We start from the raw sequence: 19,043 nt of genomic DNA, 5'->3' as shown, positions 1-19,043 counted from the left end.
CGGTTTACTTGGCGGCGTCGGCGAGCTGCTGGCGGAAGTCCGCCTCGCTGTTGAGCGTCAGCATCTTGCCGTTGAGGAAGAACGTCGGCGTTCCGGTCACTCCCAGGGAGCGGCCGTCCGCGACGTCCTTGCGGATCCGGTCGGCGGTGTTGTTGTCCGCCACCGCGGCGTCGTACTTGGCCAGATCGAGTCCAAGGTCCCGGGCGTAGGTGCGGAACAGGGGCGCCTGCGAGTCCTGCTTCCCGCCCCACTGCGTCTGGGTGTCGAACATTTTGGCGTACATCTGCCCGTACTTACCCTGTTGGGCGGCGGCTTCCACGGCCAGAGCCGCGGTTCCGGAGTTCCGGTGCCCGGGCAGCGGGAAGTAGCGGTTGACGAACGTGATCCGGTCCCCGAAGTCCTTCTTCAGCTCTTCCACCAACGGGTAGGCGGCCAGGCAGGATTCACACTCGAAGTCCAGGAACTCCACCAGCTGGGCCTTCTCTGCGGCCGGGGCGGTGACGCGGTGGCTGTCGTCGCGGACCAGCTGCGCGTCGGCGGCCGGCTGCGCGGCGGGCGGGGCCGGTTTGGTCGCGCTGAAGACCGCGTACCAGACCAGGCCTCCCGCGACGATGATCCCAAGGAGGATCCAGAGGACCAGACGGACCTTTTTCGCGGGGTCCGCCGGGGCGGTGGAGGGGTGTGCCATCAGTGGTGGATGCTTTCCTGGTCGCGGTGGGCCGCCGGTTCGATCTGGAAGGTGGAGTGTTCGACGCTGACGTCGAAGTGTTTGGCCACGCAATGCTGCAGGTCCGCCAGGATGGTCGCGGCGTGGCCGTCGGTCATGCAGGTGTCCTCCACGGTGACGTGCGCGGACAGGACGGCGGTGCCGGAGGCCACCAGGGAGGCATGGAGGTCGTGGACGTCGATCACGTGCGGCACGGCCAGGATGTGCTCGCGGACCTGGGCCATGTCGAGCCCTTGCGGGGCATTTTCCATCAGCACGTTAACGGTGTCCCGCAGCAGTTTCAGGGTGCGCGGGATGATCAGGACGCCGATCAGGAGGGACACGACGGCGTCGGCCTGGACCCAGCCGGTGACGGCAATGATGATTGCCGCCGCAATGACGGCCACCGACCCGAGGGCGTCATTGAGCACCTCAAGGAACGCGGCCTTCATGTTGAAGTTGTGGTGCCGTCCTGACGCCAGGACAACAAGGCCGACGGCGTTGCCGGCCAGGCCGATGATCCCGAACCAGAGCATGGTGGAGCCGCCCACCTCGGGTGGCTCGATGAGGCGGCGGATGCCCTCGACAATGACGAACGCGCCGACCCCGAGCAGCAGGGCGGCCTGCCCGGCCGCGGCGATGATCTCGGCCCGCTTGTAGCCCCAGGTCCGCTTGGTGGTGGCCGGCTTCAGGGCCAGCGAGGCGGCGATCAGGGCGATCAGGAGCCCGGTGGAGTCGGTGAACATGTGACCGGCGTCGGCCAGGAGCGCGAGGCTGCCCGTGAGGAAGGAGCCCACGATCTCCGCGATCATCACCGTGAAGGTGATGGCGAAGACCAGAATCAGTTTCCGCCGGTTGCCGGCCGCCGCCGCGCCGTGGTCGTGGCTGTGCCCGCTCATGCCTGGCTCCACGACTCGTCGGGTGCGCAGCAGGTCGGGTCCACGGCCAGCACCACTCCCAGCAGATCGCCGATCGCATGCCCCAGCCGTGCGTCGGCGAGCTCGTACCGGCTACGCCGGCCGTCCGGAACAGCAACCACGAGGCCGCAGCCGCGAAGGCACGTCAGATGGTTGGAGATGCTTTGCCGGGACACGTCCAGGGCATCGGCCAGGCCGGATGGGTAGGCCGGTGCGTCCGCGAGGGCCAGCAGGATCCGTGCCCGGGTGGGGTCCGAGACGGCGAAGCCGAACCGCGCCAGGACCGGGGCATGGGTGAGGGTTTCCATGCCTTCAAAGTACAGCTGCGGATGTATTCAGGCAATTCTGTATTACGGCATCAACGGCAACGGCCTCAGCGGCTGCTCACCTTGCCGAACAGCCTGGCAAGGGGCGCGAGCACGATCGGGCGGGCGGCGTACCAACCGGCCGCCGTGACGGCGATGGCCGCCGCGAACAGCCAGAACCCGGTCCAGTTCACGGCGTCGGTACCGGCGAACATGTGGTTCAGGTTGCGCAGGGCACCGGTCGCGAACACTAGGAAGACGTGGATGAGGATGAACAGGACAAAGAACAGCATGGTGGGGAAGTGCAGGGCCCGGGCGACCTCCACGGGGTAGACCCGGTTCAGCGTCTTGGCGTTCTTCGGCCAGAATTCGCTCATCCGGGCGCCCGTGACAGCGGCGAGCGGGGCCGCGATGAACACCACGATGAAGTACATCAGCTGCTGCAGGCTGTTGTAATTGACCCACCCGTTCTCCACCGGCCAGTCCAGGGTCATGTACTGCAGGAGCGCTGACGCCGCGTTGGGGAACACCTCCCAGCTGGTCGGCACAATCCGCATCCAGTGCCCGGACGCGAAGAGCAGCACCGCGAAAATCAGCCCGTTGGCCAGCCAGATGATGTCCAGCGACTGGTGCAGCCACAACGTGATGCTGATTTTCTTGCCGCCGCGTTTCGGGGTCCAGAACGCGGGCGGTTTCTGCTGGGTTCGCACCTGGTAGCCCGAACGGATGATGAGCACCATCAGGAAGATGTTCAGGAAGTGCGCCCACTGCGCCCACCACGGGAAGCCCGGTTCGGCGGCGTCCGGCAGCCGGTACTCGCCCGGGTACCTTTCGAGGAACGCCGGGACGCCGGGCAGGGTGGTCACGCCGCGGGCGGCCAGCACCAGAATCCCCGCGGCGGCCACGGCTCCGGCCGCGAGGAACACCACGAGTTTGATCCACTGACCCAGGGTGCGGGAGCCGTAAAGCCGGGCCTCGGCCTTCGGTGGCGCTGGTTTTTGGGGCGCTGGTTCTTGCGGCGCGGGTTTAGGCGCATGGCCGAGGGAGCGGCCTGTGCCGCGGGTGCGGCCGGAGAAACCTCGGGCGTCGGCGTGACTGGCGACGGCGGGGCGGGGGCTGCCGCCGCCGCTTTGACCGGCGGCTCAGGTACCGGCTGGGGTGCCGGCTCAGCTGTCGGCGCGGCCCCCGGCGCGGCCTGGGCCGCGGGAGCGACGGCCGGTGCCGGCGCGGGTCCGGCGGGCGGCCACGGCTCTCCGCCTGGCACACGCGGAAGTCCGCGGCGAAGCTGGCCGGCTCCCGCCGTCGCTGCAGCCGGGGCAGCTGAGGACGTCGCCGCCTCGTTCGTTTGGAGTGGGGCGGCGGGGGCAGGCGTAGGCTCCGGGGCACTGGCCGCAGCGGCCGACTCGGCGGCCGCCGGTTCCGCCGGTGCTGAGGGCCGGGCCGGACTCCCTACCGGTACGTCACCGGCCGGCGGCCAGGCCTCGCCGCCCGGCACACGGGGCAAGCCGCGGCGCAGCTGCCTTGATCCGCCTGCGCCAATTGACGGCGCGACCGCGGGGGCCTCAAATCCGGAGGCTTCAGGCGCGGGAACGGCCGCTGCCGCTGCCGTCGTCGCCGCTGACGTGTTGGGGACCGCAGCAGGGGCTGCGGCCAGACGTGCGGGCGCTTCGCCGGCGGGCGGCCAGGGCTCGCCGCCCGGCACGCGCGGCAGGCCCCGCCGGAGGGACCGGGACTGGGTTGCCATCGCTACTTCTTCCGGGCCTCGAGGGCGCTGATCAGCTGGGGGACCACCTTGAAGAGGTCGCCCACCACGCCGTAGTCGGCGATGTCGAAGATGGGGGCGTCAGGGTCCTTGTTGATGGCGACGATCGTCTTCGCGGTCTGCATGCCGGCCCGGTGCTGGATCGCACCCGAAATCCCGAGCGCAATGTAGAGCTGCGAGGACACCGAAACCCCGGTCTGCCCCACCTGGTGCGCCTGGGGGATGTAACCCGCGTCCACCGCGGCCCGCGAGGCTCCGATCGCGGCGCCCAGGGTGTCGGCCAGCTGCTCCACGAGGGCGAACTGCTCCACCGAGCCGAGGCCGCGGCCGCCGGCAACCACCTTCGCGGCCCCGCGCAGTTCGGGCCGTGACGTGGCGGCGACCGCTTCCTCGAACGAGTCAATGCGGGCGGACGGCTTCCCGGAGGCCGGCACCTCCAGGGTCTCCGACGCCGGCGGCTGGGCCGTGGCACGTGCGTCGATCGCACCCTGCCGGACCGTGATGACCGGCGCCCCGAACGTGGCCGTGGACGTTACGTTGTAGGCGCCGCCATAGACCGAATGATGCGCCACCACGCCCTCCTCGTCCCGGGCCACCCCGACGGCGTCGGCCGACACGGCGGCACGGGTGCGGGCGGCGTACCGGCCGGCCAGGTCACGTCCGTTCAGGGAATGCGAGATCAGGATGGCATCCGGGGCCGTCCGCTCCACGGCGGCGGCCAGCGCGTCCACGGCCGGCGTCCCCAGGGCGGCAGGGTCCGGGGTCTCAGCGATCAGGACGTGCGCGGCGCCGAGGCCCGCGGCTTCGGCGGCGGCAGCGCCCCCGGTACCGGGCGCGGCCAGGACCAGGGCAACCGGTGTGCCGACCGACGCGGCTGCGCCCAGGAGTCCGGGGGCCGCCTTCTCCAGTTCACCGGAAGGCCCGGCTTCGACGACAACGAGGATTGCATCACTCGGGAAATCAGTCATGTCCGTGCTCCTTACGCCAGGCGGTTTTCGATCAGGAAGTCGGCGAGTTTCTCGCCGGCGTCGCCGTCGTCGGTGATCTTGACGCCCGCGGTGTGCGGGGGCTTTTCCGCGACAGCCAGCATGATCGATCGCGCCGCGTCCGGGTTGTCGGCGGTGACGCCCAGATCGGCCAGGGTGAGGACTTCGAGGGGCTTCTTCTTCGCGGCCATGATGCCCTTGAAGTTCGGGAAGCGGGGGCCGGGAAGCGCCTCGGTGATGGAAATGACCGCGGGCAAGGACGTCGAAACCTGCTGCACCCCGGAGTCGACGGGCCGGGTCCCGGACACGGTGCCGTCGCCGATCTCCACGGCGCTCAGGCCGGAGGCGAGCGGCACGTCCAGCAGTTCGGCCAGCATTGCGGGGATCATGCCGCCGGATCCGTCGGTGGAGACGTTGCCGGTGACCACCAGGTCGAATCCGATGCGGCGGAGGGCAGCGGCGAGGGTCTCGGCGGTGAGCCCCAGATCCGCGCCCCGGAGTGCCTCGTCCGTGACATGGGTGGCGCTGCCGGCGCCCATGGCCAGGCCCTTGCGGATGGTCGCCGTGGCACCCTCGGGTGCGAGCGAGAGGACAGCGACGTCGGTGCCCTCGTGAGCGTCGGCGTAGGTCAGCGCCAGTTCCAGGGCCCGCTCACCGATCTCGTCGATGACCGCGTCGCTGGCGCCGCGGTCTGCGAGGCCGGTCTCGAGGCTCAGTTTTCGGTCCCCGTACGTGTCCGGGACTTCCTTGACTAGGACGACAATCTTCATCGATGGCTCTTCCTGTGGCGGGCATGCCGCCATAGCGGAGACATGTCGAATCTCCATAGAGTCTACGAAAGTGCAGCCGTCCCGGCATGCAGGACGCGTGCCGCCGGGAAAAGTGGCCGGCCGGACCCGGTGCGGTCCGGCCGGCCGGGCGGAGCTACCGGAGCACTACCGTCCTGTTGCCCTGCAGGATTACCCGGCCCTCGCAGTGCCAGCGCACGGCGTTGCTGAGCGCCTTGCACTCCGTGTCCCGGCCGGCCGCAACGAGGTCCTCCGGCCCGTAGGTGTGGTCCACCTCCACCACCTGCTGGGAGATGATGGGCCCCTCGTCCAGCTCCGCGTTGACGTAGTGCGCGGTGGCCCCGACGGTCTTCACGCCGCGGGCGTAGGCCTGGTGGTACGGCTTGGCGCCCTTGAAGCTGGGCAGGAACGAGTGGTGGATGTTGATGGCCCGCCCGTCCAGCTTCCGGGTGAGGGCGTCGCTGAGGACCTGCATGTAGCGGGCCAGGACCACCAGCTCGACGTCGAAGTGGTCGATGAGCTCCAGCAGCCGGCCCTCCGCCTCCGGTTTGGTGGCGGCGGTGACAGGGACATGGAAGAACGGGATGCCGTGCCATTCCACCAGCGCCTGATGGTCCGTGTGGTTGGAGACCACGGCCACCACGTCCACGGGGAGTTCGCCGATCCGGGCCCGGAACAACAGGTCGTTGAGGCAGTGCCCGAACTTGGAGACCATGATCAGCACCCGGCGCTTGGATCCCTGTGGCTCCAGCCGCCAGCTCATCCCGAACCGCTCCGCCATGGGGGCGAAAGCGGTCCGCAGGGCAGCGGCGGTGGAGGCATCGCCGTCGGACGCGAAGTGCACGCGCATAAAGAAGTGCCCCTCGGAGCGCTCACCGAACTGTTTGTTGTCGATGATGTCGCAGCCGTGTTCGAGCAGGAAGCCGGAGACGGCGTGCACAATGCCTGGCGTCTCCGGGCAGTCCAGCGTCAGGACATGCTCAACGGCGGTGGCGGCCCCGGCCCGGAACGGTTCAGTCTGGATGGCGGTCATGGGTCAGCACTCGATCACGTTGACGGCGAGGCCCCCGCGGGAGGTCTCCTTGTATTTGGTCTTCATGTCCGCTCCTGTCTCGCGCATGGTTTTGATGGCTTTGTCCAGCGATACCTTGTGGCTGCCGTCGCCGTGCAGCGCCAGCCTGGCGGCATTGATGGCCTTCACGCTGGCGATCGCGTTCCGTTCGATGCAGGGGATCTGCACCAGGCCGCCCACGGGGTCGCAGGTCAGGCCCAGGTTGTGTTCAATCCCGACTTCCGCGGCGTTTTCCACCTGTTCCGGGGTGCCGCCGAGCACCTCGCAGAGCCCGGCGGCGGCCATCGAGCAGGCGGATCCCACTTCGCCCTGGCAGCCCACTTCCGCGCCGGAGATGGAGGCGTTGATCTTAAACAGGATCCCGACGGCGGCCGCCGCCAGCAGGAACCGGACCACACCGTCGTCGTCCGCCCCCGGGACGAACTTGGCGTAGTAGTGCAGCACCGCGGGAACAATGCCGGCCGCGCCGTTGGTCGGGGCGGTAACGATCCGGCCGCCGGCCGCGTTTTCCTCATTCACGGCCAGCGCAAAGAGGTTCACCCATTCCATGGCCCGGAGCGGATCCGTGGTGCCGGTGTCCGCCGTCAGGGTCCGGAAGAGCGATGGCGCACGGCGCGGGACGTTCAGCCCGCCGGGAAGGATGCCTTCCGCGGCGCAGCCGTTGTCCACGCACTCCCGCATGACCACCCAGAGGGCCAGCAGCTTCTGCCGGACCTCGGCCTCGCTGTGCCAGACGAGCTCGTTGGCAAGCATCACCTCGGAGATGGACATGCCCTCCCGCCGGCACACCGCCAGGAGTTCGTCCGCCGTCGTGAAGGGATACGGCAGCACGGTGTCATCCGGGACCACCTTGTCCGCACCGTCGGCGTCGCCGTCCACGACGAAGCCGCCCCCAACGGAATAGAAGCTCCGTTCGCTGAGCACCGCCCCGGTGTGGTCCAGGGCCCGGAACGTCATGCCGTTCGGGTGGGCCGGCAGGGACTTGCGGCGGTGCAGGACCACGTCCTCGTCCCAGTTGAAGTCCACCCGGTGGTCCCCGCCGATCCGGAGTTCGGCGTCCAGGGCCGCGGCGGCCACCTGGTCGTCCGCCGTGGCGGTGTCCACGGTCTCCGGGTCCAGGCCCTGCAGCCCCAGCACCACGGCCTTGTCCGAACCGTGGCCGCGCCCGGTGGCACCGAGCGAGCCGAACAGCTCGGCCTGAACGCGGGCCGTCGCGCTGAGCTGGCCGTCGCCCTTGAGGCCGTCCGCGAACAGCTTCGCCGCCCGCATCGGGCCGACCGTGTGCGAAGACGACGGCCCGATGCCAACGGAAAACAGGTCCAGGACGCTGAGGGCCATCAGGGCACCTCGGGGGAAGCGAACTCCCTCATGGCGTCCAGCAGCCAGCGGCCCAGGAAGTCCGCGAAGGACGCGCGGGGGAAGAGCCGGAAGCTGTCCTCGGCGGTCTTCAGCAGCACCACCGGGATGTTGCCGACCTCCGTGGCCAGGGCGGTCCCGGGGGTGAAGGCGCGCGGGTGCAGGTCCAGGGCGCAGCCCTTTTCCAGCACCGCCCGGGCCCGCGGACCGGAGAGCTCGAACGTGGTGCGGTTCGCGGAGAGGTCCACCACCTGGCCCGGGGCATCGCCCAGGGCCGCGGTGAGGGAGCCGACGAGGCCGCCGTCCAGGGCGGTCTCTTCCGGGGCGACCACCAGGAACTCGGACGGCCCGAGCCACAGGACCTGGACGGGCAGGTTGCCGGCGACGTCGCCGCAGCCGGCCGGCAGCCCGCCGGTGATGGCGGCGATCCGTGCGGCATCCGCGGTGTGCGGGGCGACGCGGACCCCGGCCATGGTCTGGAACGGAAGTTCCCGGAGCGCCACGGTGCCGGCGATGGAGCCGGCGTCCAGGGCGGCGGCCAGGCTGGAGGCGGGGCTGCGCCGGATTTCCCGGAGCGCGTTGCTGCCGGTGAGTGCTGCTGTGTTAGCCATCTTTGCGGGTCCCTTCGGAGTCAAAAAGTACGGTTTCGGCGACGACGACGTCCACCAGCTGGTCGCCCGCGGCGGCCACAAGGGTCTCGCCGATGCGGTTGCGGCCGTTCTTGATCAGCGCCAACGCGAACGACCTGCCCAGCGCGGCGCTGTGGTAGCTCGAGGTCACGAATCCCTGCATCGGGACCGGACCGAACGCGGGATTCGTGCTGATTCCCTGTTCGACCAGCTGGGTGCCCTCCGGGAGCCGCAGGGACTTGTCCACCGGAAGGACGCTGACCAGGTGCTTGCGGTCCTGCCGCTGCGCATCGGCCCGGGCGTAGGAGCGTTTGCCGATGAAGTCCTTGGCCTTGGAGACCACCCACTCCATCCCGGCGTCCTGCGGGGTGACGGTGCCGTCGGTGTCCTGGCCCACGATCGGGTAGCCCTTCTCGGCCCGGAGCACGTGCATGGTTTCGGTGCCGTACGGGGTGATGCCGAACTCGGCGCCCGCGGCCGCGACGGCCTCCCACGTGTTGAGCCCGTACCAGGCCGGGACGTTGATTTCGTAGGCCAGTTCGCCGGAGAAGGAGATCCGGCAGACCCGTGCCTGCACGCCGGAGGCGAGGGTGGTTTCGCGGAAGGTCATGAACGGGAAAGCCTCGGCGTCCAGTCCGCCCCCGGCGGCCAGCCCGGGCGCCACCTTCGCGAGCACCGCCCGGGATTTGGGCCCGACGACGGCGATGGTGGTCCACTGTTCGGTCACCGAGGTGCAGTGCACATCCAGGTCAGGCCATTCGGTCTGCAGCCACTCCTCCAGCCAGTCGAGCACCTTCGCGGCGCCGCCCGTCGTGGTGGTCATGAAGTACCGGTCCTCGTCGAGGCGCAGGGTCACGCCGTCGTCGAAAATCATGCCGTCGGCCATGCACATCACCCCGTAGCGGGCCGATCCCGGCGCCAGTTTCTTGAACGCGTTGGTGTAGACCCGGTTAAGGAACTCCCCGGCGTCCTTGCCGCGGATCTCGATCTTTCCGAGCGTGGTGGCGTCCATAAAGCCCACGGATTCCCGGACGGCGGCGCACTCGCGCAGGACGGCCGTGTCCATATCCTCGCCGGCCTGCGGGTAGTACCAGGGGCGCTTCCACTGCCCGACGTCCTCGAACAAAGCGCCCTGGGCGACGTGCCACGAGTGGATGGAGGTCTTGCGGGCTGGGTCGAACAGTTCCCCGCGCTGGCGTCCGGCCAGGGCCGCGAAGGCCACCGGCGTGAAAGGGGCCCGGTAGGTGGTGGTGCCGATGTCGCCGATTCCCCTGGACGCTTCGCCGGCCTGGCGGAGGGCTGCGGCGATCACGCCGATCGCGTTGACACCGGAGGTCTTGCCCTGGTCATTGGCGGTGCTGATGGAGGTGTAGCGCTTGATGTGTTCCACGGACCGCAGGCCGGCCCCGGTGGAGCGCAGCACGTCGGCCACGCTCTGGTCCCGCTGGAAGTCCACAAAGTGGTGGTGCCAGTCGTCGGCCGTGCCGGCCTGGCCGGGGACCAGCCACAGCTGGCGGGTCGGGGCGGAAGCCTGCGGCTCGCGCAGCGTAGCGGGCACGATGGGGGAGTCGAAGCCGGCGGCGATGGCGGCCGCGGCGCCGGCGGAGACGCCCTCGGCGAGGCAGTCGGCCAGTTCGAAGCTGCCGCGTCCCGAGCCGATGGTCTGCTGGGCCGGAACCACGGTGCTGGGAACGAAGGCCGCGAGGTCCTCGTCCCAGCGCAGTTTGCCCTGCCGCTGGGAGTGGAGGTGGACCAGCGGGCTCCAGCCGCCGGAGACGGCCAGCAGGTCGCAGGCGATCTCCTCGATGCCGGAGGTGAGCTCGCCGTCGTCGTTGATGCTGCGGACCGTGACGGTGGCCAGCCGGCCGGTGCCCGTGGCGGGGTCCGTGCCGGTGTCGGCGACGGCGCTGCCGATCAGCACCCGGGTGCCGGATTCGGCGGCCGCCGCGGCGACGTCGCTCAGCCGGGACCGGGCGTCGACGACGGCGGCAACCTTGACGCCCGCGGCGCGCAGGTCGGCGGCCAGGGCGTAGGCGCTGTCGTTGGTGGTGCCGATGACCACCCGAGTCCCCGCCGCCACGGCATACCGGTTCAGGTAGCTGCGGACGGCGGAGGCGAGCATGATGCCGGGCCGGTCGTTGTTCTCGAAGACCAGCGGGCGCTCGTGGGCGCCGGGGGCCAGCACCACCTGCGCGGCGCGGACGTGCCAGATGCGCTGCCGGGAGACCCCGGGGGCGGCCGGGCTGGAGAGGTGGTCCGTGCGGTTCTGCACGGCGATGACGTAGTTCGCGTCGTAGGCGCCGAAGGCCGTGGTGCGGTTCAGGACCGTGGTTTCGGCGCCGGAGATGAGCTCGGCCTCGACGTCCGCGACCCATTCCAGCGCCGGCTTGCCTTCGATGGTTTCGGCCACGTCCGGAGCGGCCGGGCCGGACAGGAGCGAGCCGCCGAGCTCGGGCTGGTCATCCATCAGGATCACGCGTGCCCCGGTGCGGGCTGCCTCGCGGGCGGCGGCCAGCCCGGCGGGACCGCCGCCGACCACCAGGACGTCGGTGTGGACGTACTTCTTGTCGTATTCGGCCCGGTCATCGGCCGGATCGAGGCGGCCCAGGCCGTTGAGCCACTGCGCTTGGAGGCCGTCCACCAGTGTGACGGTGGTGGCGGGCAGCATGGACTCGGCCACGTGGCCCGGGAAACGGGGTTCCACCCGGACCAGGGCGTTGGGTTCCTCCACCCCGGCGGACAGGATGCCGCGGGGGCGGTCCTCGTAGAGCGAGTTGCCGGCGCTGATCCGGCCGTTGGCGAGCAGGGCCGAGGCGAGGGTGTCGCCGGGGTGGCCCGTGAATTCCTCGCCGTCCACGGTGAAACGCCAGGAGATGGTGCGGTCGATGCGGCCGCCGGCGGCGAGTCGGGCGTTCTGGGACGTCACTTGGTTGCTCCTTCCGGGGCGGTGGTGCTGGTAGGGGAGGTGCTGGTGCCGGGGCGGGGTGCGCCCATCGGGTAGACGGCCTGGATGTCGTAGGTGACGGTGTCGCGGAGCACGTTGAACCACTGCCGGCACCCGGTGCTGTGCAGCCAGCGCTCGGCGAAGGCGCCCTTGGTGTTGTCGCGGTAGAACAGGAATTCGGCCCATTCACGGTCGCTGAGTTCGTTCGGGTTCTCGGGGTAGGGCACGTGGGCCTGGCCGCCGTAGTGGAACTCGGTCTCGTCGCGGGAGCCGCAGTTGGGGCAGGAAATAAGCAGCATGGCGTCTTCTTCTTTCTGGTGGGCGGCGGCTAGTGGGCCACGGCGGCGGCGCCGTGTTCGTCGATCAGTGCCCCGGTTTCGAAGCGCTCCAGCGCGAACGGCTTGTTCAGCTGGTGCGGTGTCCCGGTGGCGATGGTGTGGGCGAAGGTGAGCCCGGCCGCCGGGGTGGCCTTGAACCCGCCGGTTCCCCAGCCGCAGTTGACGAACATGTTCTCCACCGGGGTGGTGCCGACGATCGGGGACGCATCGAGGGTGGTGTCCACGATCCCGCCCCAGGTCCGGAGCACGTGGGCGCGGGCAAAGATGGGGAAGAGTTCGACGGCGGCGGCCATCTGGTGCTCGATCACGTGGAAGGACCCGCGCTGGCCATAGCCGTTGTAGGAGTCGACACCGGCGCCCATGACCAGTTCGCCCTTGTGGGCCTGGGAGACGTAGACGTGCACGTGGTTGGACATCACCACCGTGGGGTGGACCGGCTCGTGCAGCTCCGAGACGAGGGCCTGCAGCGGGTGGGACTGGATGGGCAGCCGGAAGCCGGCCATTTCCGCCAGGACGGAGCTGTGCCCGGCCGCGGCGAGGCCCACCTTTTCGGTCTGGATGGTGCCGCGGTTGGTCTTGACGCCCACCACCCGGTTGCCGTCCTTGACGAAGCCGGTGACCTCGCAGTTCTGGATGATGTCCACGCCCAGTTCGTCGCATTTGCGCGCGAACGCCCAGGCGACGTGGTCGTGCTTGGCGATGCCGGCCCGGGGCTGGTAGGTGGCGCCCATAACCGGGTAGCGGATGTTGTCGCTGATGTTCAGGATGGGGCAGAGTTCTTTGACCTGCTGCGGGTCCAGCCATTCGGCGTCGACGCCGTTGAGCTTGTTCGCCCCCACCCGGCGCATGCTCTCGCGGACGTCGCCGAGGGTGTGCGCCAGGTTCATCACCCCGCGCTGGCTGAACAGGAAGTCGTACTCCAGTTCCTCGGGCAGGATTTCCCAGAGCTTGAGCGCGTGCTCGTAGATGGCCGCGCTCTCGTCCCACAGGTAGTTGGAGCGGATGATGGTGGTGTTCCGGGCCATGTTGCCGCCGGCCAGCCAGCCTTTTTCCAGGACCGCGATGTTGGTCATGCCGTGGTTCTTTGCCAGGAAGTAGGCGGTAGCGAGGCCGTGGCCGCCGCCGCCGACAATCACGGCGTCGTAGGAGGACTTGGGCTCCGGGTTGCGCCAGAGGAAGTCCGGGTGCTCCGGAAGGTGGGGGGTGCTCACTGGGCAACTCCGTTCGTGGTGGTTCCGGAATCGCCGGAAAGGTTGGGGTACAGGGGGAATTTGTCGGCCAGGACCGTGACCCGGTCGCGGAGCAGGACGGCGGACTCCTCGGTGAGTTCGCCCTTGAGCGCCTCGGCGATGATGTCCGCGACCTCGGTGAATTCGGCCCGGCCGAATCCGCGGGTTGCCAGTGCCGGGGTGCCGATCCGGAGCCCGGAGGACACCATCGGCGGCCGGGGGTCGAACGGGACCGCGTTGCGGTTGACGGTGATGCCGATCCGGTGCAGGCGGTCCTCGCCCTGCTGGCCGTCCAGTTCCGAGCGGCGCAGGTCCACCAGGACCAGGTGGACGTCGGTTCCGCCACCGACGACGGAGATCCCGTAGTCCGCGACGTCCTGGGCGAGCAGCCGCTCGGCGAGGATCCTGGCGCCTTCGAGGGTGCGCTGCTGGCGGTCCTTGAAGTGGTCGCTGGCGGCGATCTTGAAGGACACGGCCTTCGCAGCGATCACGTGCTCCAGGGGGCCGCCCTGCTGGCCGGGGAAGACGGCGGAGTTGATCTTGCGGGCGAGGGCCTCGCGGCTGAGGATGACGCCGCCGCGGGGACCGCCGAGGGTTTTGTGCGTGGTGGTGGTCACGACGTCGGCGTACGGAACCGGGTTCGGGTGCAGGCCCGCGGCCACCAGCCCGGCGAAGTGGGCCATGTCCACCATCAGGTAGGCGCCCACCGCGTCGGCGATGCGGCGGAACTCGGCGAAGTCGAGCTGCCGGGTGTAGGCGGACCAGCCGGCCACGATCAGCCGGGGCCGGTGTTCGAGCGCCAGCGCCTCCACTTCGGCCATGTCCACAGTCATGTCGGATTCGCGCACGTGGTACGGAACAACGTTGTAGAGCTTGCCCGAGTAGTTGATCTTCATCCCGTGGGTCAGGTGCCCGCCATGGGCGAGGTCCAGCCCCATGATGGTGTCGCCTGGATCCAGCAGCGCGAACATGGCGGCGGCGTTCGCCTGCGCCCCGGAGTGCGGCTGGACATTCGCCGCCTCGGCGCCGAACAGGGCCTTGACCCGGTCAATGGCGAGCTGTTCGATCACGTCGACGTGTTCGCAGCCGCCGTAATAGCGCTTGCCCGGGTAGCCCTCCGCGTACTTGTTGGTCAGGACCGACCCCTGGGCCTCCATCACCGCCGTTGGTGCGAAGTTTTCCGAGGCGATCATTTCCAGCGTGGACTGCTGGCGCTCCAGCTCGCGGGCAATGGCGGATGCAATGTCCGCGTCCGCTTCAGCGAGTGAACCGGTGAGTGCTTCCAACATGAAATCTCCTTACGCAGTCGCCCATTGGCTGATCATCAACTGATCTAGGACTGATATATTAGCTGTAGTGGAATAGTATGTTGCAGATCACAGGACGTCAACAGTGGTGTTCGGGCCGGCCGTAATATGGCCTCCCGGCCTTAGGAGAAGGAACCCAGATGAGCATGGTGCTCGAGAATGAGCCCGCGGGAAGCCCCGAGCTGTCACTCGCTGACCGGGCGTACCAGCACCTGCGGGACAAGCTGATCATGCTGGAGATCCGTCCCGGCGAGGCGATCAACGAGGGCCAGCTTTCCGTTGAACTCGGCGTCGGCCGCACTCCCGTGCGGGAGGCGCTAAAGCGGCTGGAAGGTGACCACCTGGTGGTCTCGTATCCGCGCCGGGGGACGTTCGCCACCGTTGTGGACATCACCGAACTCGCGGACGTCTCCGACGTGCGGGAGCTGCTCGAACCCCTGGCGGCCCGCCGTGCTGCGGCGAACGCCAGTGCGGAGATGCGGGAGCAGCTGCGCCAGGTGGCGGAGGCAATTTCGGCCATCGATGCCCGGCCCGATGACAAGCGGGACCTGATGCGGTACGACCTCACGGTCCACCGGCTGATCTACCGCGCCGCCGGCAACCCGCACCTGGAAGACACCCTGATCCGCTTCGACAACCTGGCCACCCGGATCTGGTGCCTGGTCCTGGACAAGGTCCCGTCGGTGAAGGGCCACATCACCGAACACGTGAAGCTGCTCGAGGCCGTGGCCGACGGCGACGCGGAGCTGGCCGAAAAGCTGGCCTACGAACACGTCTCAAGATTCGAGAAGACCATCCGCAGCGTCCTTTAGGATCAGGGAGGCAGGTGCGTACCTGGTCCGTCCCCCGCAGCTTGGGGGCGGCCACCGGACCCGCCCACCCATGATCACCACCCCCCGGGGCAGCCAGTCCCCGGCCAGACCCTCGGAGCAGCCATGTTTGAAACAGCCGTGCGGGACGGCGTCGTCCTGAAGCCCCTTGAGACCTGGCATGCCGCCGAGTTTGCCGAGCACATGGGCAGGGCGCGGGAACATATCCGCCCGTGGGTGGGGCCTGCATTCGTCACCGACACCGTCGAGGGCGCCCGCGCCACCCTGCAACGCTACGCAACGGCAGCCGCCAACGACGGAGCGCGCATCTACGGGCTGTGGGACGACGGCAGGATCCTTGGGGGCGTGATGTTTGTGACGTTCGATCCCGTCTGGGGCATCTGCGAGATCGGCTGCTGGCTCGAACCCGACGCGGTGGGCCGCGGCCTCATCACGCGCTCGGTGGAACTGCTCATCGAGTGGGCCTTCGCCGAGCGGGGGATGTCCCGCGTCGAATGGCGGTGCCGCACCGACAACGACCGCAGCGTCGCCGTCGCGCAGCGGCTGCGTATGCATTCGGACGGGATTCTTCGCAGCAGCTGGGTCTACGACGGAAACCGTTACGACAAGGAAGTCTTTTCGATCCTCCGTGCCGAATGGGCTGCCGCGCAGCCTGCCGCGGCGAGCTAGCTCCGGCCGGGCGGAGTCGCGGCTGCCGCCGCCGCGGCAATGTGGATACTGAAGAGCCTGCCGGAGGTCCGCGGGTCCCCGCCCAGCAGCGCCTGGATCTTGCTGAGCCGCTTGTGCATGGTCTGCCGCTCAACGTTCAGCGCCACGGCCGAGGCCGTTGTGTTGCACCCCGAATCGAGCCAGCACAGGAGGGTGGCCAGCAGGGCCGTCCCGTGTTTCCGGTCCCACTCAAGCACCTCACCGAGTGCGGATTCGACGTAGGAGTCCAGAAAAGCAGGGTGCGGCACGGCGGAAAGAATCCGGCGGCCCAGGAAGTCCATGGCATCCAGGGCATCGCCGGCCCCGGGCGTGCCCAGCCGCATGACTTCCCGCGCCTCGATATAGGAGTCGTGCGCCCGGGCCCCGTCCGCGACGTTGGGGCCGAAGGCTGCGCAGGTGTCGGAATCCGCCAGGGCTTCCCGGGCGGCGCGGAGGAGCACTTCCCGGGCGGCCCGGGCGCCCTGGTGCGGCAGTGCCAGCAGCACCGCGCGCTCGCCGTCCCACAGGTGGGACTTCACCTGCACCCCGCGGACTTGCAGGGCGCGTTCGACGGCGGGGAATTTGGTGTCGCGTCCGGCGGTCCGGAATACCGCCACCATTGCCGCATGGCCGGGCTGGAGCCCGGCCTGCAGCCAGAGCCGCTGGAGGGAATCGGCATCACCGCCCTCGATCACCGCCTCCAGCAGGCGCGCTTCGGCCACCTGCGCGGGCGTCGGACGGAAGGCCTGCGAAAGCGCGACGGCCAGGATTCCGGACAGCCGTTCGGCGGCAAGCTCCAGCAGCATCGGATCGCCGGGGGAGCGGAGCGTCAGCTGGGCCGCGTGCTGGCCGCCGACGACGATGCCGGCTTCGGCGGCTGAGCCGCCTTCGGCGACGGGTTCCCCCGCGCGGCCCAGCAGCGATCCGTCCGGCGCGGCCAGTTCGACGTCGGCCTTCAACGCCGCCGCCACCAGCTCAAGGATGGTCGGAAGGTGGGGGCCCTTGTCCGTGATCAGCCGCGCGATCCGCCTGGAGAGGTCATCAACCACCAGGTGGGCGGCCGCCTGCTCGTTGACCACCATGCGGTTGACCGCCTCGGCGATGTCCACGAAGGGTGCCACGGCGCGCAGTTCGATCAGCGGCAGCCCGTGGGTGTTGGCGGCCGCCACCAGTGCCTCCGGCAGGGGTGCCAGCTGTCCCGCGGTCTGCAGGGCGAGGGCCGCAATGTGCCGGGCCGCGAGGCTCCGGACGTAGGCCTCCTGCTCCTCGGCAGGCAGCGCCAGCAGCGACTCCCCGCCGGAGAGCAGCAGTTCCCCGCCGCGCAGGAGCGGGGCGATCTCCAGCACCTCGCTCGAGTGCACCCAGCGGACGGTCCGTTCCAGGGTCCCGGGCAGGTTGCTGCGCACCAGCGGGCTGGCGGCGGTCATCGGCGTCGTGGCCAGCACGTCGGCAAGCGTAAGCATCGTGAATCCCCCGGGGGTTGCGTCATATTGTCACTCGATAGGTCTTCAGTGTAATCAAAACGACTCTACTTTGTGGGCCGGGTCACTAATAAACTGGATCCACTCCCGTTCTTCATCACAACGAAGTGAATTGAGGCACAGCATGTCCCAAGCTCAACACGGCACGCACGAAGCGGCCACTGTGGAGGTTGAAGATGTCCTCCAACCCATTCCTGAGTCCGCACGGACCACCAAACTTTCCGGCCAGTTCTGGATCTGGGCCGGCGCCAACGTCGCCCCCATCAACTGGATCCTCGGAGCCCTCGGCATCCAGCTCGGCCTCGGCCTGGGGGACACCCTCCTGGTCCTGATCGTCGGCAACATCATCGGGATGGCGGGCTTTGGCTTCTTCGTCATCCTCGGCCAGCGGACCGGCGCCACCGGTATGCTGCTGGCCCGCGGTGCCTTCGGCCGCCGCGGGGCCTACCTGCCGGCCGCCATCCAGGCCACCATCGCCATCGGCTGGTCAGCGGTCAACACCTGGGTGATCCTGGACCTGATCCTGGCGCTCTTCGGAATGATCGGCTGGGTCGACCCCAGCCAGCCCAACATCATGGTCCGCATCCTCGTCGCCGCGGTCATCATGACGGTCCAGGTGGCCATTTGCTACCGCGGCTACCGCGCCATCTCGAAGTTCGAGCGGATCACCATGCCGCCCACCATCCTGGTGCTGGTAGGGATGTCGATCGTCGCCTGGACGCAGCTGGACATCAACTGGAGCTACGCCGGCCCGGCCGGCGCGGTCCTGGAAGGGCTGCCGCGCCTTGCGGCCATGTCCTCGATCATGACCGTCATCGGCATCGGCTGGGGCATCGGCTGGTTCACCTACGCACCGGACTACTCGCGGTTCGTCAGCCGCAAGGTCAAACCCGCCAAGCTGTTCATCGTCAGCGTCCTGGGACAGTTCCTGCCGGTGGTCTGGCTGGGTGTCCTCGGCGCGAGCCTCGCCACCAAAAACGGCCAGGCCGACCCCGGCGAACTAATCGTCTCCAACTTCGGCACCCTGGCCATCCCGGTGATCCTGCTGGTCATCCACGGGCCGATCGCCACCAACATCATCAACCTCTACACCTTCGGCGTCGCTTTCCAGGCCCTCGATGTGAAGATCTCACGGCGCAAACTGTCCGTGATGGTCGGGATCCTGTCCATGTTCGCGGTCATCGGGTTTATGTTCGCCGAGGACTTCGCGATGATCCTGGACACCTGGCTGGGCGCCATCGTGGCCTGGGTGGCAACCTGGGGCGGCATCATGGCCGTCCACTACTTCATCTTCGAGCGGCACCACAAGGACTTCTCCTACCTCTTCCTCGACTCGAAGAAGACCGCCCTCAAGTCCGTGAACCCGGCAGCGTTCATCGCCTTCTTCGCCGGAATCCTCATGACCTGGCTCTTTATGTACGGCGGCATCCCCGCCCTGCAGGGACCCATCGCAACAGCCATGGGCGGCGTAGACTTCTCCTGGCTCGCCGGAACCCTCACCTCCGCCGCCATCTACTTCGCCCTCGGCTACGCCCGCTTCCGCCGCCGCATCAGGGCCGGCGTACCGCTGGGCATCCGCCTCGACCTGGAGGAAGAAGCCGTCCTGGCCGAACACGGCGACGCCTGCGAGGACAAGCACAGCGCCCCTGCACCGGCCGCCGTCGGCTCATAACCCCCACGCCACCTGACTATCCACCACCACGCAA

17 protein-coding genes are annotated in these 19,043 nt (G+C 68.9%); 3 read left to right on the top strand and 14 right to left on the bottom strand.

Annotated elements, in window-relative coordinates:
- Nucleotides 1-4: 4 nt before the first annotated feature.
- From AC1DHY_RS04410 to glyA, 13 genes are all read right to left on the bottom strand, one after another.
- Complete coding sequence (locus tag AC1DHY_RS04410) at nucleotides 5-688, bottom strand: DsbA family protein (RefSeq protein WP_476903208.1); 684 nt, start codon at nucleotides 686-688, stop codon at nucleotides 5-7.
- Complete coding sequence (locus tag AC1DHY_RS04405; protein ID WP_476878440.1) at nucleotides 688-1,605, bottom strand: cation diffusion facilitator family transporter; 918 nt, start codon at nucleotides 1,603-1,605, stop codon at nucleotides 688-690. The genes AC1DHY_RS04410 and AC1DHY_RS04405 overlap by 1 nt, the downstream gene beginning before the upstream one ends.
- Nucleotides 1,602-1,931 (bottom strand): ArsR/SmtB family transcription factor, encoded by a 330-nt coding sequence (locus tag AC1DHY_RS04400; protein WP_476878441.1) that lies wholly within the window; start codon nucleotides 1,929-1,931, stop codon nucleotides 1,602-1,604. Before AC1DHY_RS04400 ends, AC1DHY_RS04405 begins: the two co-directional genes overlap by 4 nt.
- A 65-nt stretch (nucleotides 1,932-1,996) precedes the next feature.
- A complete protein-coding gene (locus AC1DHY_RS04395; protein ID WP_476878442.1) occupies nucleotides 1,997-2,857 on the bottom strand; it encodes a cytochrome b/b6 domain-containing protein in 861 nt (286 codons plus the stop codon).
- 817 nt (nucleotides 2,858-3,674) lie between these two features.
- Nucleotides 3,675-4,658 (bottom strand): electron transfer flavoprotein subunit alpha/FixB family protein, encoded by a 984-nt coding sequence (locus AC1DHY_RS04390; RefSeq protein ID WP_476878443.1) that lies wholly within the window; start codon nucleotides 4,656-4,658, stop codon nucleotides 3,675-3,677.
- A gap of 11 nt (nucleotides 4,659-4,669) precedes the next feature.
- A complete protein-coding gene (locus AC1DHY_RS04385; protein WP_476903207.1) occupies nucleotides 4,670-5,446 on the bottom strand; it encodes an electron transfer flavoprotein subunit beta/FixA family protein in 777 nt (258 codons plus the stop codon).
- A 154-nt stretch (nucleotides 5,447-5,600) separates the two neighbouring features.
- Complete coding sequence (purU, locus tag AC1DHY_RS04380) at nucleotides 5,601-6,497, bottom strand: formyltetrahydrofolate deformylase (protein WP_476878445.1); 897 nt, start codon at nucleotides 6,495-6,497, stop codon at nucleotides 5,601-5,603.
- A gap of 3 nt (nucleotides 6,498-6,500) precedes the next feature.
- Nucleotides 6,501-7,874 (bottom strand): L-serine ammonia-lyase, encoded by a 1,374-nt coding sequence (locus AC1DHY_RS04375; protein WP_476903206.1) that lies wholly within the window; start codon nucleotides 7,872-7,874, stop codon nucleotides 6,501-6,503.
- On the bottom strand, nucleotides 7,874-8,503 hold the full coding sequence (locus AC1DHY_RS04370; RefSeq protein ID WP_476903205.1) for a sarcosine oxidase subunit gamma: 630 nt from the start codon (nucleotides 8,501-8,503) through the stop codon (nucleotides 7,874-7,876). The genes AC1DHY_RS04375 and AC1DHY_RS04370 overlap by 1 nt, the downstream gene beginning before the upstream one ends.
- Complete coding sequence (locus AC1DHY_RS04365; protein WP_476903204.1) at nucleotides 8,496-11,447, bottom strand: sarcosine oxidase subunit alpha family protein; 2,952 nt, start codon at nucleotides 11,445-11,447, stop codon at nucleotides 8,496-8,498. The genes AC1DHY_RS04370 and AC1DHY_RS04365 overlap by 8 nt, the downstream gene beginning before the upstream one ends.
- Nucleotides 11,444-11,764, bottom strand: coding sequence for a sarcosine oxidase subunit delta (locus AC1DHY_RS04360; protein WP_476903203.1), 321 nt, complete (start codon nucleotides 11,762-11,764; stop codon nucleotides 11,444-11,446). The genes AC1DHY_RS04365 and AC1DHY_RS04360 overlap by 4 nt, the downstream gene beginning before the upstream one ends.
- Before the next feature lie 29 nt (nucleotides 11,765-11,793).
- Entirely contained in the window at nucleotides 11,794-13,014 is a 1,221-nt protein-coding gene (locus tag AC1DHY_RS04355) for a sarcosine oxidase subunit beta family protein (RefSeq protein WP_476880258.1), read from the bottom strand.
- Complete coding sequence (gene glyA / locus AC1DHY_RS04350; protein ID WP_476880257.1) at nucleotides 13,011-14,321, bottom strand: serine hydroxymethyltransferase; 1,311 nt, start codon at nucleotides 14,319-14,321, stop codon at nucleotides 13,011-13,013. The genes AC1DHY_RS04355 and glyA overlap by 4 nt, the downstream gene beginning before the upstream one ends.
- Nucleotides 14,322-14,479: 158 nt before the next feature.
- Between glyA and AC1DHY_RS04345 the strand changes: the two genes are divergently transcribed.
- Entirely contained in the window at nucleotides 14,480-15,151 is a 672-nt protein-coding gene (locus tag AC1DHY_RS04345; protein ID WP_476880256.1) for a GntR family transcriptional regulator, read from the top strand.
- Nucleotides 15,152-15,274: 123 nt separating this feature from the next.
- On the top strand, nucleotides 15,275-15,838 hold the full coding sequence (locus tag AC1DHY_RS04340; protein WP_476880255.1) for a GNAT family N-acetyltransferase: 564 nt from the start codon (nucleotides 15,275-15,277) through the stop codon (nucleotides 15,836-15,838).
- Here AC1DHY_RS04340 and AC1DHY_RS04335 read toward each other — a convergent pair.
- Complete coding sequence (locus AC1DHY_RS04335) at nucleotides 15,835-17,319, bottom strand: helix-turn-helix domain-containing protein (protein WP_476903202.1); 1,485 nt, start codon at nucleotides 17,317-17,319, stop codon at nucleotides 15,835-15,837. The genes AC1DHY_RS04340 and AC1DHY_RS04335 overlap by 4 nt on opposite strands.
- A 142-nt stretch (nucleotides 17,320-17,461) precedes the next feature.
- Between AC1DHY_RS04335 and AC1DHY_RS04330 the strand changes: the two genes are divergently transcribed.
- The gene (locus AC1DHY_RS04330; RefSeq protein ID WP_476903201.1) at nucleotides 17,462-19,009 is read left to right on the top strand and encodes a purine-cytosine permease family protein; all 1,548 of its coding nucleotides are present in this window, start codon (nucleotides 17,462-17,464) and stop codon (nucleotides 19,007-19,009) included.
- Nucleotides 19,010-19,043: the final 34 nt, after the last annotated feature.

It is taken from the genome of Arthrobacter sp. 05L44 (genome assembly GCF_056397605.1).
Note: the sequence above shows the minus strand (reverse complement) of the source record. Positions and strands in the feature narration are given on the sequence as shown.

Bases quoted from the DNA above. Each gene is read 5' to 3' on its own strand.
- AC1DHY_RS04330 (WP_476903201.1), top strand. From the start codon at position 17,462: ATGTCCCAAGCTCAACACGGCACGCACGAAGCGGCCACTGTGGAGGTT.
- AC1DHY_RS04390 (WP_476878443.1), bottom strand. From the start codon at position 4,658: ATGACTGATTTCCCGAGTGATGCAATCCTCGTTGTCGTCGAAGCCGGG.
- AC1DHY_RS04335 (WP_476903202.1), bottom strand. From the start codon at position 17,319: ATGCTTACGCTTGCCGACGTGCTGGCCACGACGCCGATGACCGCCGCC.
- glyA (WP_476880257.1), bottom strand. From the start codon at position 14,321: ATGTTGGAAGCACTCACCGGTTCACTCGCTGAAGCGGACGCGGACATT.
- AC1DHY_RS04360 (WP_476903203.1), bottom strand. From the start codon at position 11,764: ATGCTGCTTATTTCCTGCCCCAACTGCGGCTCCCGCGACGAGACCGAG.
- AC1DHY_RS04375 (WP_476903206.1), bottom strand. From the start codon at position 7,874: ATGGCCCTCAGCGTCCTGGACCTGTTTTCCGTTGGCATCGGGCCGTCG.
- AC1DHY_RS04400 (WP_476878441.1), bottom strand. From the start codon at position 1,931: ATGGAAACCCTCACCCATGCCCCGGTCCTGGCGCGGTTCGGCTTCGCC.
- AC1DHY_RS04410 (WP_476903208.1), bottom strand. From the start codon at position 688: ATGGCACACCCCTCCACCGCCCCGGCGGACCCCGCGAAAAAGGTCCGT.
- AC1DHY_RS04340 (WP_476880255.1), top strand. From the start codon at position 15,275: ATGTTTGAAACAGCCGTGCGGGACGGCGTCGTCCTGAAGCCCCTTGAG.
- AC1DHY_RS04405 (WP_476878440.1), bottom strand. From the start codon at position 1,605: ATGAGCGGGCACAGCCACGACCACGGCGCGGCGGCGGCCGGCAACCGG.
- AC1DHY_RS04345 (WP_476880256.1), top strand. From the start codon at position 14,480: ATGAGCATGGTGCTCGAGAATGAGCCCGCGGGAAGCCCCGAGCTGTCA.
- AC1DHY_RS04370 (WP_476903205.1), bottom strand. From the start codon at position 8,503: ATGGCTAACACAGCAGCACTCACCGGCAGCAACGCGCTCCGGGAAATC.
- AC1DHY_RS04385 (WP_476903207.1), bottom strand. From the start codon at position 5,446: ATGAAGATTGTCGTCCTAGTCAAGGAAGTCCCGGACACGTACGGGGAC.
- purU (WP_476878445.1), bottom strand. From the start codon at position 6,497: ATGACCGCCATCCAGACTGAACCGTTCCGGGCCGGGGCCGCCACCGCC.